The following is a 14,760-nucleotide window of genomic DNA, read 5'->3' as shown; positions in this document are numbered from 1 at the left end:
TTCCGATCGTGGCGACGACGCCTCCCCCCGCGCGGCAGGCCAGCGACGTTCACAGTTGTCGATTAGGTTTGCGGTGCGAACACCCGATGGAGGGAGTCCACCCCGTGCGTCGAGTCCTCACGGCGGCCACCGCCGCCCTGACCCTCACCACCGCCGGCACCATGCTCACCGGCCCGCCCGCCGCAGCCGCCCCGACGGCCTGGGGCCGACCGGTCGTCACCGCCGCGCCGCAACCCGGCGCGCCCGGGCTGGGCGACACCTACTACCCCGACTACGGCAACGGTGGCTACGACGTCTCGCACTACGACGTCCGGCTGCGCTACGACCCGGCCACCGACCGGCTCACCGGCACCACCACGATCCTCGCCACCGCGACGCAGGATCTCTCGGCGTTCAACCTGGACTTCCTGCTCGACGTCGAGTCGGTGCGGGTCAACGGGTGGGAGGCCGGCACCAGCACCGCGGGCACTCACGAACTGGTCGTCACCCCGACCCGCACCATCAGCCGGGGCCAGCAGCTCACCATCGTGGTGCGCTACGGCGGCGTCCCGTCGGAGACCCTGGTCGGCGGCTACACCGGCTGGACGCGTACCGACGACGGGGCGCTCGCGGTCAACGAGCCCGAGTCGGCGTGGTGGTGGTTCCCGAGCAACGACCACCCGCTGGACAAGGCGACCTTCGACATCTCCGTGTCGGTGCCTACCGGCCTCGAGGTGATCAGCAACGGCGTGCAGCCGAGGCCGCCGCTGGCCGAGGCCGGCAACCGCACCCGGTGGATCTGGCGGACCACCTCCCCCACCGCGCCCTACCTGGCGTTCATGGCCATCGGCGAGTACGACATCGTCACCGACACCACGCCGGGCGGCCAGCCGGTGATCAACGCGTACAGCACGTCGCTGGGCGCGCTCGGGCCGGCCGCGCGGGCCAGCGTCGAGCGCACCGGTGAGATCGTCGACTGGGAGAGCGGGATCTTCGGCCCATACCCGTTCGAGGCGCAGGGTGGCGTGGCCGGCCCGGTGGACGGCATCGGCTTCGCCCTGGAGACGCAGACCCGCCCGGTGTACGGGCCGGGCTTCTGGCGGCGCGGCGCCAACACGTACGTGGTGGCCCACGAGAACGCCCACCAGTGGTTCGGCGACTCGGTCTCGGTGGCCGAGTGGCGCAACATCTGGCTGAACGAGGGCTTCGCCTCGTACGCCGAGTGGCTCTGGTCGGAGGAGCAGGGCGAGGGTACCGCGCAGGAGGTCTTCGACTTCACCTACGCCAGCTACCCCGCCGAGGACGACTTCTGGCAGGTGCTGCCCGGTGACCCGGGCGCCGACCGGATCTTCGACGACGCGGTGTACGACCGGGGCGCGATGACGCTGCACCAGCTCCGGCTGGCCGTCGGCGACGACGCGTTCTTCGCGATCCTGCCGGCGTGGACGGCCGAACACCGGTACGGCAACGGCACCATCGAGCAGTTCCAGGCCCTGGCCGAACGGATCTCCGGTCTGGACCTGGACGACCTCTTCACCACCTGGCTGTTCACCGCCGGCCGTCCCGACGTGGCCAGCGCCGCACGCAAGGCCACGCCGCCGGCCGAGCCGAAGTCCTGGTCCAAGATCCGCGAGTCCCACGAGGCGCACCGCCTGCTGTCGCACTAGCGGCATCCGTCACCGGAAGGCCCGTCGCCCCGGCGGCGGGCCTTCCGGCGTCCCCGCTGGTCTGCCGGCGCGATCTCCCCGGCCACCGCCGTCCCCGGTCGCCCTCCCCCACGCTTCCTTTGCTCTGCTTCAACGGAGGCAACACCGGTCATCCGACTGTCGGACGTGCGGTGTTGCGTGGAGTGAAGCAGAGCAAAGGGCGCGTGGAGATGGCTGGCCCCCGGGCCGGAGTCGTCACCAGCGACCGGTTCAGGAGGGCGGCTCAGGACGCCGGCGCCACCGAACGGTCCACGGTCGCCGGGGACCCCGCCGCCGCGGCCGTGCTCGCCTCGACGGCGCGGATGTGTCGGTAGGCGAACCAGAGCGGTGGGAACGCCCCGACCGCGAAGGACAGGTCGACGAGCGTCCAGAACCACGGGATGTCCCGGATCGGGCCGCAGATCAGCGCCAGCGGGATGATCCCCGCGCAGGCGATCATGCCGACCTGCACCACCCAGACGTTGCGCACCGGGTCCCGCAGCGGCCCCCAGAACGCCACCGCCAGCACCAGGTGGGCGAAGGCCAGCCAGTCGGTGCCGTAGAGCAGGAACGGGTAGTCCCGGTCCGCCGTCACCAGACCGGTGTGGACCCGTTCGATCCAGGCGACGAGCGCGGGGAACTGGCCGGCGAGCGGGTCCAGCGCGCGCAGCAGCCAGCGCACCTCGATCTCCAGTGGAAACGCGGTGGCCCCGCTCAGGAAGAGGCCGATCAGCACGATCCACAGCCACCGGCGGGTACGCCGCAACCGCTCCTCGTTGTCCATGATCGCAGCGTAACGATGATCTTCGTGTCGCCCGGTCCCGGAAGCGGTGACCGCTGTCTCAGTGCCGCGCGGTCTCGCCCGCGAGGGCCAGCTCGCCCAGTCGGAGCGGACGCGGGGCGGTGCCACCGGTGGCGACGACGCACACCGCGCCGGCGGGCCGTACGACGCGGGCCGCCCGCCACGCCGCTCGCCGTACCGGATGGCGCGGCCGTGGCACGACCAGCGTGAGGGGCGCGGCGCGGCCGTGTTGCCGGTCCAGGGCGATCGCCGCCGCCGTGGTGGCGATCGCGGCGACCGAGCCGGCCAGGACGAGCGTCTGCCGTGGACCGGCATGCTCGGCCAGCCAGCCCAGCAGCGGGGCGCCGACCGCGGCGGAGACCGAGCCGGTGACCGCGAGCGCGGCGAGCACCCGGCCGCGCATCGCGCCATCGGTGTCGAGTTGGGCGCGGGTGCCGACGGTGGTGTCGATGACGACCGCGGCGGCGGCGATCGGGAGGATCACCGCGGCGAAGCTCCAGACGCCCGGGACGAGACCCGCGACGATCTGCAGACCGCTGGCCAGCAGGCCGGCGCCGACCAGGGTCCCGTAGCTCAGCGACCGCCGGCGTGCGGCGGCGAGCGCGCCCACCACCGTCCCGACCGCGAACACCGTGGACAGCAGGCCGTAGCCGGAGGCGCCGGCGGCCAGCGGGCCGTCGCTCATCGCCGCCATCGTCACCTGGTAGTTGCGACCGAGGCTGCCCAACACGAACGACAGGGCGAGCGCGAGCAGCAGGACCGGTTGGCCACGCAGGTAGGAGAACCCGGCGCGGACACCGTGGCGGGTCGGGCCACCGGCAGCCACCGCGTCGGCCACGGCCCCCGGCCGTACGGCGAACAGCGCCACCACCACGGCGGCGAAACTCGCCGCGTTGATGCCGAAGAGCAGTGCCGGACCGACTACGGCGACGCCGACGGCCCCGAGGCTCATGCCGAGGATGCGTCCGGCGGAGTTGGTGAGCGAACCGAGCGCCAGCGCGTTGCCCAGCGTCTCGCGATCAACGAGGGTCGAGGACCAGCGGCCCATGACCGGCCCCTCGATCGCCGAGACAGCGCCGCTGGCCAGCGAGATCGCGAAGATCAGCGGGAGGCCGCCGACCCCGGTGAGGGCGACCGCCGCGAGGCCCGCGGCGAACGCGGCGTGGGCCACCTGGGCGGTGATCAGCAGCGGACGGGCGGGAAGGCGATCTGCCAGCACCCCGCCCCAGACGCTCAGCAGCAGCGTGGGGGCCGCCTGGAGCAGCACGGCCACGCCCATCGAGGTCGCCGAGCCGGTCTCCTTCAGCACGTACCAGTTGACTCCGAGCACCTGCATCCAGGTCCCGATGACGGAGACGAAACCGGCGAGCGCCCAGATCCGGTAGTTACGGTGGCGCAGCGCGGCGAAGGTGGCACCCGTGGCCACGACGACCTCCAGCGATCGACGACAGAACGGTTCGCCGATCGCGGCGCGGTTCGGCAGCCGACAAGTCTTGCCGGCTCAAACCTTTTTGCCCATATTTGTGAAGGGTCTCACCTCGGGGAATGTCCGGTCGGCACGGCGACTCGCCGCCGCGCCGACCGGACCCCCCTCAGCTCAACGGGCGGCCAGCGGCTGCGCGGCCGGCCCGACCGGCGCGGGCAGCGCGCCGACACCACCGAGGTAACCGTGGATCGCGGCGGCCGCCGCGCGCCCCTCGGCGATGGCCCACACGATCAGCGAGGCCCCCCGGTGCATGTCCCCGGCCACGAACACGCCGTCCGCGTCGGTCTGCCAGTCGTCCCGGGCGTCGATAGCGCCCCGGGCGTTGCGGGCCACCCCGAACTGCTCCAACAGCGGCTGCTGCTCGGTGCCCTCGAACCCGATCGCCAGCAGCACCAGGTCGGCGGGCAACTCCCGCTCGGAGCCCGGCACCACGGTCAGCACCCGCCGGCCGTCCACCTTCTCGACCGTCACCTCGGCGATCCGTACCGCACGCACCTGACCGGTGCCGTCGTCCACGAACTCCTGCACCGCCACGGCGAAGACCCGCTCTCCGCCCTCCTCGTGCGCCGGGTAGTTGCGCAGGAGCCACGGCCAGGTCGGCCACGGATCCCGGGCCTCGTCGCGCTCGGTCGGCGGCTGCGGGTACAGGTCGAGCTGGTGCACACCGGCGGCGCCCTGCCGGTGCGCGACCCCGAGGCAGTCCGCTGCGGTGTCACCGCCACCGATGATCACCACGTGCTTGCCGGCCGCGTCGATCGGGGTGCCGTCCGGCAGCACCGCCCGCGCCAACCGACGCTCGGCGGCCTCCTCGGTGGTCGCGGTCGCGACCGCCCGGTTCGCCGCGACCAGGTGCGACATCGCCTGGTGTACGCCCCGAAGCGCCCGCCCCGGCGTCTCGGGAGTGTCCCGGCCCTGCAACGCGCCGCAGGCCAGCAGTACCGCGTCGTGCTCGGCGCGCAACTGCTCGGCGGTGACGTCGACACCGACGTGCACGCCGGTGCGGAAGCGCACCCCCTCGGCGGTGAGCTGGGCCAACCGGGCGTCGATGTGCCGCTTCTCCAACTTGAAGTCGGGGATGCCGTACCGGAGCAGGCCACCGATCGCGTCGTCGCGCTCGTACACCGTCACGGCGTGACCGGCGCGGGCGAGCTGCTGGGCGGCGGCGAGACCGGCGGGCCCGGAGCCGACCACGGCGACCGACCGGCCCGACGGCGTCGGGATCGGGCGCGGGGTGAACCCGCGGGCGGCGGCCGCGTCGGCGATCTCCACCTCGACCTGCTTGATCGTCACCGGCTGGCCGCCGGCGATGCCGAGCACGCACGCCGCCTCACAGGGCGCCGGGCAGAGCCGCCCGGTGAACTCCGGGAAGTTGTTGGTGGCGTGCAGCGACTCCACGGCGGCGTCCCAGTTGCCGGTCCGTACCAGGTCGTTCCAGTCCGGGATGCGGTTGCCCAGCGGGCAGCCGTCGTGGCAGAACGGGATGCCGCAGTCCATGCACCGGGTGGCCTGCTCGCGGACCAGCTCCTCACCGGCCGGCGGGTAGACCTCCCGCCAGTCGCTGATCCGCACCGGCACCGGACGGCGGGCCGGCAGACGCCGGTCGTAACGCAGGAAACCGTTCGGGTCAGGCACGGGCCACCTCCGGGGTGGCCGCCCGCGGCGCGGGCGGCACGGACGCGGCCGGCGCGCTGAGCGCGCTCATGACCGCGTCGTCGACGTCGTGGCCGGCGGCTTCGGCGGCCTTCATGATCTCCAGCACCCGGCGGTAGTCGCGGGGCACCACGGCGGTGAACTCGGCCACCGCCTCGGGCCAGCGCTTGAGCAGTTCCTCGGCGACCGCCGAACCGGTCTCGGCGACGTGCCGCTGGACCAGCTCGTGCAGCAGCGTCTGCTCCTGCTCGCGCAGCGGCGCCAGGTCGACCAGCTCCGCGTTCACCCGGGACCGGTCCAACCGGTGCACGAACGCGGTCCCGCCCGACATGCCGGCGGCGAAGTTGCGGCCGGTCGCGCCGAGCACCACCACGGTGCCGCCGGTCATGTACTCACAGCCGTGGTCGCCGACACCCTCGACGACGGCGACCGCGCCGGAGTTGCGCACCGCGAACCGCTCCCCCACCCGACCGCGCAGGAAGACCTCGCCCGCCGTCGCGCCGTACAGGATGGTGTTGCCGGCGATGATCTGGTCCTCCGCGCGCTGCCCCGGCTCGGCGTCGGGGTCGAGGAACGGCGCGGCGGCGTCCGGACGGACGACGATGCGTCCGCCGGAGAGGCCCTTGCCCACGTAGTCGTTGGCGTCGCCGTGCAGCCGCAGGGTGACGCCCCTCGGCAGGAACGCGCCGAACGACTGGCCGGCGGTGCCGTGCAACACGAACTCGATGGTGTCCTCGGGCAGGCCGTCGCCGCCGAAGCGGCGGGTCACCTCGCCACCGAGCATCGCGCCGACGCTGCGGTGCTCGTTGCGCACCGCCACCTCGACCCGCACCGGGGCGCCCTCGGCGAACGCCGGGGCGGCCAGCGCGATCAGCTCGTTGTCCAGGGCGTGCTCCAGGCCGTGGTCCTGGGCGCGGACCCCGCGTCGGACGGTGTCGGCGGGCAGCTCCGGCAGGTGCAGGACGGGGGCCAGGTCGAGCCCGTGGGCCTTCCAGTGCGACAGCGCCGGGGCCACGTCGAGCAGTTCGCTCTGCCCGATCGCCTCCTCGATGGACCGCAGGCCCAGCTCGGCCAGGTATCCCCGGACCTCCTCGGCGAGGAACAGGAAGAAGTTCTCGACGAACTCCGGGGTGCCCGTGTACCGCTCACGCAGCACCGGGTTCTGGGTGGCGATGCCGACCGGGCAGGTGTCCAGGTGGCAGACCCGCATCATCACGCAGCCCGAGACGATCAGCGGCGCGGTCGCGAAGCCGAACTCCTCGGCCCCGAGCAGCGCCGCGACCAGGACGTCCCGGCCTGTCTTGAGCTGGCCGTCGACCTGCACGGTGACCCGGTCCCGCAGCTTGTTGAGCAGCAGCGTCTGCTGCGCCTCGGCCAGGCCCAGCTCCCACGGGGTGCCGGCGTGCTTGAGCGAGTTCATCGGCGACGCGCCCGTGCCACCGTCGTGACCGGAGATCAGGATGACGTCGGCCTTGAGCTTGGCCACGCCCGCGGCGACGGTGCCGACGCCCACCTCGCTGACCAGCTTGACGTGCACCCGGGCCGCCGGGTTGACGCACTTCAGGTCGTGCACGAGCTGCGCCAGGTCCTCGATCGAGTAGATGTCGTGGTGCGGCGGCGGCGAGATGAGGCCGACGCCGGGGGTGGCGTGCCGGGTACGGGCGATCCACGGCCAGACCTTGTTGCCGGGTAGCTGGCCGCCCTCGCCGGGCTTCGCGCCCTGGGCCATCTTGATCTGGAGGTCGTCGGCGTTGACCAGGTATTCGCTGGTCACGCCGAACCGGCCGCTGGCGATCTGCTTGACCGAGGAGCGGCGCAGCGGGTCGTGCAGCCGGTCGACGTCCTCGCCGCCCTCGCCCGTGTTGGACTTGCCGCCGAGGCGGTTCATCGCGATGGCGAGCGTCTCGTGGGCCTCGGCCGAGATCGAGCCGTACGACATGGCGCCGGTGGCGAACCGCTTGACGATCTCGGTGGCCGGCTCGACCTCCTCGATCGGCACCGGCGGACGGACCCCGGTGCGCAGGGTGAACAGGCCGCGCAGCGAGCCGGCCTGCGCGGCGAGCTCGTCCACCTTTGACGTGTACTGGCGGAAGACGTCGTACTGCCGGCTACGGGTGGCGTGCTGGAGCAGGAAGACCGTCTCCGGGTTGAACAGGTGCAGCTCACCCTCGCGACGCCACTGGTACTCGCCACCGACCTCCAGCCGGTCCGAGTCGGCGGTGCCCGCCGGCGGCCAGGCCAGCGCGTGCCGCGCGGCCACCTCGGCGTGCACACCGGCCAGCCCGACGCCGCCGATCCGGCTCGGGGTGCCCCGGAAGTACCTGTCGATGAGCCGGCTGTCCAGGCCGACCGCCTCGAAGACCTGCGCGCCGCAGTACGAGGAGACCGTCGAGATGCCCATCTTGGACATGATCTTGAGGACGCCCTTGCCGAGTGCCTTGGCGTAGTTGCGCACCGCCGCGGCCGGCTCGACCCCGGCGAGCGCGCCCGTGGTGATCATGTCCTCCACGGACTCGAACGCCAGGTACGGGTTGACCGCCGCCGCGCCGTACCCGATCAGGACCGCCGCGTGGTGCACCTCGCGGCAGTCGCCGGACTCCACGATCAGCGCCGCCTGCGTACGCGTCTGCTCACGGACCAGGTGCTGGTGCACGGCGGCGGTGAGCAACAGCGACGGGATCGGCGCGAGATCGGCGTTGGAGTCCCGGTCGGAGAGCACCAGGATGCGCACGCCGTCCTCGATGGCCTCGGAGACGTGCCGGCAGATCTCGATCAGCCGCGCCTTGATCCCGGCCGCGCCGTCGCGCAGGCGGTACAGGCCGGAGACCCGAACGGCCTTGAAGCCGGGCAGGTCACCGTCCTCGTCGATGGAGAGGATCTTCGCCAGCTCGTCGTTGTCGATGATCGGGTGTGGCAGCACGATCTGCCGGCAGCTCGCCGCGGTCGGGTCGAGCAGGTTGCCCTCCGGCCCGATCGTCGACGCCAGGCTGGTCACCAGCTCCTCGCGGATGGCGTCCAGCGGCGGATTGGTGACCTGTGCGAAGAGCTGGTGGAAGTAGTCGTAGAGCAGTCGCGGCCGCGTCGACAGCGGCGCGATCGGGGTGTCCGTGCCCATCGAGCCCAGCGGCTCCGCGCCGGTACGCGCCATGGGCGCGAGCAGGACCTTCAGCTCCTCCTGCGTGTAACCGAAGGTCTGCTGGCGGCGACGCACCGAGTCGTGGGTGTAGACGGTGTGCTCGCGGGCCGGCAGGTCGTCCAGCTCGATCAGCCCGGCGTGCAGCCACTCCGCGTACGGCTCGGCGGCGGCCAACTCGGACTTGATCTCGTCGTCGTGCACGATCCGGCCGGCCACGGTGTCGACCAGGAACATCCGGCCCGGCTGGAGCCGGCCCTTGGCCACCACGTGGGCGGGGTCGAGGTCGAGCACGCCCGCCTCGGAGCCCAGCACCACGAGACCGTCGTCGGTCTGCCACCAGCGCCCCGGGCGCAGCCCGTTGCGGTCCAGCACCGCGCCGACGATCTCGCCGTCGGTGAAGGCGACCGACGCCGGGCCGTCCCACGGCTCCATGAGGCTCGCGTGGAAGCGGTAGAACGCCCGCTTGTCCGGCTGCATGCCGGGGTCGTTCTCCCACGCCTCCGGGATCATCATGAGCACCGCGTGCGGCAGGCTCCGACCGGCCAGGTGCAGCAGCTCCAGCACCTCGTCGAAGTTCGCCGAGTCCGAGGCGGCGGGAGTGCAGACCGGGAAGACGCGCCGGATGTTGCCCGGCACGTTCGGCGAGCGCAGCAGCGCCTCGCGGGCCTGCATCCAGTTCCGGTTGCCGCGGATCGTGTTGATCTCGCCGTTGTGGGCGATGAACCGGTACGGGTGCGCCAGCGGCCACGAGGGGAACGTGTTCGTGGAGAAGCGGGAGTGCACCAGCGCGATCGCGCTGTCGACCCGCTCGTCGCGCAGATCCGGATAGAACGCCGGCAGCTGGTCGGGCGTGAGCATGCCCTTGTAGACCATGGTGCGGCTGGACAGCGACGGGAAGTACGCCGGCACACCCCGCTCGGCGGTCTCCCGCTCGGCCTGCTTACGCAGGCAGAACGCCACCCGGTCCAGCTCGATGCCGCGCAGCGGGGAGCCGGCCGGCCCGGCGGGCGAGTCGGTGAGGCGGTGCGCGGCCACGAAGACCTGCCGGACCCGGGGCATGGCCGCCAGGGCGGTGTCGCCGAGCCCGTCCAGCTCGACCGGCACGTCCCGCCAGCCGAGCAGGTCCGCGCCCTCGACCAGCGCGTACTTCTCGACCACCCGACGGGCGCGCGCCTCGGCGGCGTCGTCGTCGGGCAGGAAGACCAGGCCGGTGGCGTACTCGCCGGCCGGCGGCAGCGGTACTTCGGCGACGGCGCGCAGGAACGCGTCCGGCACCTGGATCATGATGCCGGCGCCGTCGCCGGTGTTGGGCTCCGCGCCCCGGGCGCCCCGGTGGTCCAGGCGGCAGAGCGCGCCGAGCCCGTTGGCGACGACGGAATGGGACCGTCGGCCGTACAGGTCCGCCACGAAGGCCACCCCGCAGGCGTCGTGCTCCTGCGCCGGGTCGTAGAGGCCCTGGGCCTCGGGGCGGGTGCCGGGCGTCGGGGACGCCTGCGGGCTGTGCGGGTGCGGCTGTGTCGAATCCGCGTACGGCTGAGCCACCGGGCCTCCTGTCGTCACTCAGGTTGGATCATGGTGGGGACGACGTCGGCCCGTGGGTCTATTGAGTCTACGTTAGGGCTGGGGGCACAAGGCCACTCAAGATTGATCACACCGTCCAGAGTCTGGGACGTGTAGTCTCGCGCGGTGGATTCGGTGCGCAAGGACGTCTTCGACCGGTTGGAACGTTTCTACGACGCGGTGCCCCGCGACGTGGCCGGTGTCGAGGAGCACGGCGGGTTGGTGCTGTTCGTCCGCGAGGGTGCCGGCTGGCCGTTCTACGCCCGCCCCCGGATCGACGCCACCGAGCCGCCGTCGCTGGCCGACGTGACCTCGGTACGGGAACGCCAGCGCGAGCTGGGCCTGCCGGAGGCCTTCGAATGGGTGCACGAGACGACCCCGGAGCTGCTCGCGGTGGCCCGCTCGGCCGGGCTGTCCGTGCTGGAGGCCCCGCTGATGGTCCTCGACCCGGCCGCCCTGCCCGACCCGGCGACGCTCTCCGACGTACCCGTGCGGGTGCTGGCGGCGGACTCGCCCGACTTCGCCGCGGACGTGGCCGCCCGGCGGGCCGTGGCGGCCGTGGCGTTCGGCGTCCCCGGCACCGCGCCCGGCGAGGCCGGACCGGCCGAGCGGGACGCGGCCGTCACCGAGCTGGAGGTGGCCGCGCTCGACGAGGAGCGGGCCCGCATCGCCGACGGCCGGCGGATCTCCGCGCTGGCCGGCACGCCGACCGAGGGCGCGCTGGCCAGCGGCATGGCGATGCGCGTGGACGACGTCGCCGAGATCGCCGGAGTGGCCACCCTGCCGGCCGCCCGCCGACGCGGAATGGGCGCCGCGCTGACCGCCACCCTCGCCCGGGAACTGCTCGCCGCCGGGACCGGGCTCGTCTTCCTCTCCGCCGGCAGCGAGGAGATCGCCCGGGTCTACCTGCGGGTCGGCTTCCGCCGCATCGGCACCGCCTGCATCGCCGAACCCGCTGCCCTGATTCCCTGAGCCGCCCGGCCGACGCCGGTTTCGAGAACCGCGCGCGCGGTCACCTGAGCGCCGCCGGTCAGGCCGGCGGACGCCACTGGGCCGCGGAGGCGGCGGCGCTGGAGAGCAGCCGCGAGTTGATCGTGCCGAGCGCGGCGTCCCGGGCACGCAGCGCCAACCGGCCCCGGGTCTGCAGCACCGCGGACATGCGCCGGGTCTGCCGGACCACGGTTGCCGCCCGGGGACGGCGCACCCGGTCGTACGTCTGCACGGCGTCGGGTAGCCGGGCCTCGCGCAGCAGGGAGGCGAGGGTGGCGGCGTCCTCGAACGCGAGGCAGGCGCCCTGCCCGAGGTGCGGCGGCATGGCGTGCGCCGCGTCGCCGAGCAGCACCACGCCGCCCGGCCCGGCCCCGAAGCCGTACGCGCGCGGCAGCGGGCGAAGCTCGCGCACCTCCTGCTGGACGAGGTCGCTCGGATCGGTGGCGTCGAGCAGCGCGCCGATCGGCGCAGGCCAGCCGGCGTACCAGCGGCGCAGGAGGGCGAGCTGGGTCTCCGGCGGCTCCGGGCGGGGAGCGCCGGCCGCCGTGGCCACCCAGTAGATGCCACCGCGCGTGGAGCCGCCCGAGGAGCCCCGCTCGCCCAGCGAGGCGGCCACGAAGCGGTAGCCCGCGCCCAGCACCTCGCCGGCGATCGGCTGGTCGGCGGGCAGCCGGGGCGCCCGGTACCAGGGGATGACGGCACGCCAGGCGGCGCAGCCGGAGCTGACCACCCGGGACTCGGGGGCCAGTTGGCGGCGGATGACGCTGTCCGTGCCGTCCGCCGCGACCACCAGGTCGGCTTCGATGGTGTGCCGCCCGTCGTTCACACCCGGTCGCTCGCCCGGATCGACGCGCACGTGCCGCACGGTCACCCCGGTACGCAGCTCGACCCGGTCACCGAGGCCGGCGATCAGGGCGTCGTGCAGGTCCTCCCGGTGCACCACCACCGGCATCCGGTCGGCCGGCGTCGGCCGGGGCTGCACGAGCCAGTGCCCGTCCGGACGGCGCACCCCGCCATCGGGCAGCGGGGTGGCGATGGCGGCCAGACCGGCGCCCAGGCCGAGGGCCTGCAGGGCGCGCACGCCGTTGGGCCACAGCACCACGGCGGTCGGCTCGGGCCGGACCCGCTCGGCACGGTCCAGCAGGGTGACCTGCCACCCGGACCGGGCCAGCGCGCCGGCGACCGCGAGGCCCCCGACCCCGGCGCCGACCACCACCGCGCTTCGCATCGGGCCGCCCCCGCTCAGCTGTCCCGGTCGGCGGGGCGGACGCCGGTGGCGTCGGCCCGGGCCCCGTCGCGCCCCTCGGGCGTCCCGTCCGTCGACTCGGCGGCACGGTCCCCGTCGGCGGATGACTCGGTACCCTCCGGGAGCACGTCGTCGGCCGGCTCCGGTGGCGCTACGCCGGTGTCCCGCCAGACGGCGTACTGTTCCTCGCTGACCACCCGGTAGCCCTCGGGGGCGGTGGCGCGCGCGCTGGTCTCGCGTGCGGAGACGTCGACCTGCGACAGGTCGGACTCCGTGGGCGGCGTGGCGGTGGTCGCCGCGCCGATCGGGATCAGGTACTCCCGGGGGCCACGGACCCGCACGAAGTAGGCCAACGCGCCGAGGAAGACCAGGGCCGCGGTCCACACGTTGAGTCGTACGCCGAAGATCTGGTTCGCCTCGTCGGTGCGCATCAGCTCGATCCAGAACCGGCCGGCGGTGTAACCCATGACGTACAGCGCGAACGCCCGGCCCCGCCCGAGGCGCAGCCGCCGGTCCAGAACGAGGACCAACCCGGCCACCCCGAGGTTCCACACCAGCTCGTAGAGGAACGTCGGGTGGTAGAGACCCGGCTCGAGAATCGGCTGGCCGGCGTCGTCGCGCAGGGCGTGCCCCGGACTGTCCGGGTCCATCCGGTGGATCTCCAGACCCCACGGCAGGGTCGTCCGGCCGCCGAACAGCTCGTTGTTGAACCAGTTGCCCAACCGGCCGACCGCCTGGGCCAGCGGCAGACCGGGGGCCAGCGCGTCGGCCACCACGCCGAGCGGGATGCCGAGCTGCCGGGCCGCGATCCAGGCGCCGACCGCGCCACCCGCGACCGCGCCCCAGATACCGAGACCGCCCTCCCAGATGTAGAACGCCTTCAGCGGCTCGCCGCCGGCGCCGAAGTACTTCTCCGGTGAGGTGATCACGTGGTAGACCCGGGCCCCGATGATGCCGGCGGGCACCGCCCAGACGGCGATGTCGAGCACCGCCCCGGGCGCGACGCCCCGCCGGCGCAATCGGCGCTCGGTCACCCAGCAGGCCAGCACGATGCCGGCGATGATGCACAGCGCGTACGCCCGCAGCGGGAACGGCCCGAGCTGCCAGACGGCGGTGCTGGGACTGGGCAGGGCCGCCTGGGGGGATAGCGAGGCGATGGTCACGGGTGCACACGCTACCGCTGCGCACCCCCGCAGCGGCACCCCGGGCCGCCGCACCGCGGTCGAAATGACGTCTGGTTCGTGCCGCCGGGGCCGCCGGAGAGGCCGGACAGCACCCGTTAACGCGTGATGCCTGTGCGTCATCAAGATGACGCACAGGCATCAGAGTTGTCGCACCCGTACCGCGAGAGCGGCGAGGGACGCGGGCCGGGTCGGCCCGCAGCGGCGAGGGAGGCGGGCCGGGTCGGCCCGCAGCGGCGCTCAGCGGGCCGGGTTGCGGACGCCCTCCGCGAGTTCGGCGCTCAGGGTACGCAGCGCGGCCAGCCCTTCGGCCTCGGAGGAGGCGTCCAGGACGCACCGCACCAGCGCGCTGCCGACGATCACCCCGTCGGCGTACCCGGCGACCGTGCTGGCCTGCGCGCCCGTGCCCACACCCAGGCCGACACCGACGGGCAGGTCGGTGACCCCGCGCACCCGGGAGACCAGGGTGGGAGCGGCGTCGGAGGTACGCGCCCGCGCGCCGGTCACCCCCATCACCGCCGTGGCGTAGACGAAGCCCCGGCAGTGCTCGACGGTCATCGCGAGCCGCGCGTCGGTGGACGACGGCGACACCAGGAAGGTGCGGTCCAGCCCGTGGGCCTCCGAGGCGGCCAGCCACTCCGCCGCCTCGTCGGGAATCAGGTCCGGCGTGATGAGGCCGGTGCCACCGGCGGCGGCCAGGTCACGGGCGAACACGTCCACGCCGTACCGCTCGACCGGGTTCCAGTAGGTCATCGTGACGACCGGCGCGCCGGTCGCCGCGACGGCCTCGATGACGCGCATCGTGTCGGCCGTACGGACCCCGCCGGCCAGCGCGATGTCGCTGGCCTTCTGGATGACCGGCCCGTCCATCACCGGATCGGAGTACGGGATCTCCACCTCGATGACGTCGACGCCGGCCTCGACCATGGCCGTCATGGCCGCGATGCTGCCCTCGACGGTCGGAAACCCGGCCGGCATACAGCCCACCAGCAGGGCCCGCCCGTCGGCCCGGGCCTTGTCGAAGGCCACCCCGATGCGACTCACC

At 73.5% G+C, this 14,760-nt stretch carries 9 protein-coding genes; 2 read left to right on the top strand and 7 right to left on the bottom strand.

Annotated elements, in window-relative coordinates; all coding sequences use genetic code 11:
• Positions 1-104 precede the first annotated feature (104 nt).
• Positions 105-1,646, top strand: coding sequence for a M1 family metallopeptidase (locus ABZ272_RS09915; RefSeq protein ID WP_355049516.1), 1,542 nt, complete (start codon positions 105-107; stop codon positions 1,644-1,646).
• Between the two features lie 262 nt (positions 1,647-1,908).
• Here ABZ272_RS09915 and ABZ272_RS09910 read toward each other — a convergent pair whose 3' ends face one another.
• The 4 genes from ABZ272_RS09910 to gltB form a co-directional block, all read right to left on the bottom strand.
• A complete protein-coding gene (locus tag ABZ272_RS09910) occupies positions 1,909-2,448 on the bottom strand; it encodes a hypothetical protein (protein WP_355049515.1) in 540 nt (179 codons plus the stop codon).
• A gap of 58 nt (positions 2,449-2,506) precedes the next feature.
• A complete protein-coding gene (locus tag ABZ272_RS09905; protein ID WP_355049514.1) occupies positions 2,507-3,892 on the bottom strand; it encodes an MFS transporter in 1,386 nt (461 codons plus the stop codon).
• Positions 3,893-4,063: 171 nt separating this feature from the next.
• Positions 4,064-5,584, bottom strand: coding sequence for a glutamate synthase subunit beta (locus tag ABZ272_RS09900; RefSeq protein ID WP_355049513.1), 1,521 nt, complete (start codon positions 5,582-5,584; stop codon positions 4,064-4,066).
• The gene (gene gltB, locus ABZ272_RS09895; RefSeq protein ID WP_355049512.1) at positions 5,577-10,280 is read right to left on the bottom strand and encodes a glutamate synthase large subunit; all 4,704 of its coding nucleotides are present in this window, start codon (positions 10,278-10,280) and stop codon (positions 5,577-5,579) included. The genes ABZ272_RS09900 and gltB overlap by 8 nt, the downstream gene beginning before the upstream one ends.
• A 144-nt stretch (positions 10,281-10,424) precedes the next feature.
• On the opposite strand from gltB, the gene ABZ272_RS09890 reads away from it, so the two are divergent.
• On the top strand, positions 10,425-11,270 hold the full coding sequence (locus tag ABZ272_RS09890) for a GNAT family N-acetyltransferase (RefSeq protein WP_355049511.1): 846 nt from the start codon (positions 10,425-10,427) through the stop codon (positions 11,268-11,270).
• A 58-nt stretch (positions 11,271-11,328) separates the two neighbouring features.
• Here the strand turns inward: ABZ272_RS09890 and ABZ272_RS09885 are convergent, their stop codons facing one another.
• The 3 genes from ABZ272_RS09885 to trpA all read right to left on the bottom strand — a co-directional run bounded on the left by ABZ272_RS09885 (position 11,329) and on the right by trpA (position 14,759).
• On the bottom strand, positions 11,329-12,516 hold the full coding sequence (locus tag ABZ272_RS09885) for an FAD-dependent monooxygenase (RefSeq protein ID WP_355049510.1): 1,188 nt from the start codon (positions 12,514-12,516) through the stop codon (positions 11,329-11,331).
• A 14-nt stretch (positions 12,517-12,530) separates the two neighbouring features.
• The gene (lgt, locus tag ABZ272_RS09880) at positions 12,531-13,697 is read right to left on the bottom strand and encodes a prolipoprotein diacylglyceryl transferase (protein WP_355049509.1); all 1,167 of its coding nucleotides are present in this window, start codon (positions 13,695-13,697) and stop codon (positions 12,531-12,533) included.
• Positions 13,698-13,955: 258 nt separating this feature from the next.
• A complete protein-coding gene (gene trpA, locus ABZ272_RS09875; protein ID WP_355049508.1) occupies positions 13,956-14,759 on the bottom strand; it encodes a tryptophan synthase subunit alpha in 804 nt (267 codons plus the stop codon).
• Position 14,760 lies beyond the last annotated feature (1 nt).

The organism is Micromonospora sp. NPDC005979, assembly GCF_040614415.1.
GTDB lineage: Bacteria > Actinomycetota > Actinomycetes > Mycobacteriales > Micromonosporaceae > Micromonospora.
This window is presented reverse-complemented; position numbering and strand designations above follow the sequence as displayed.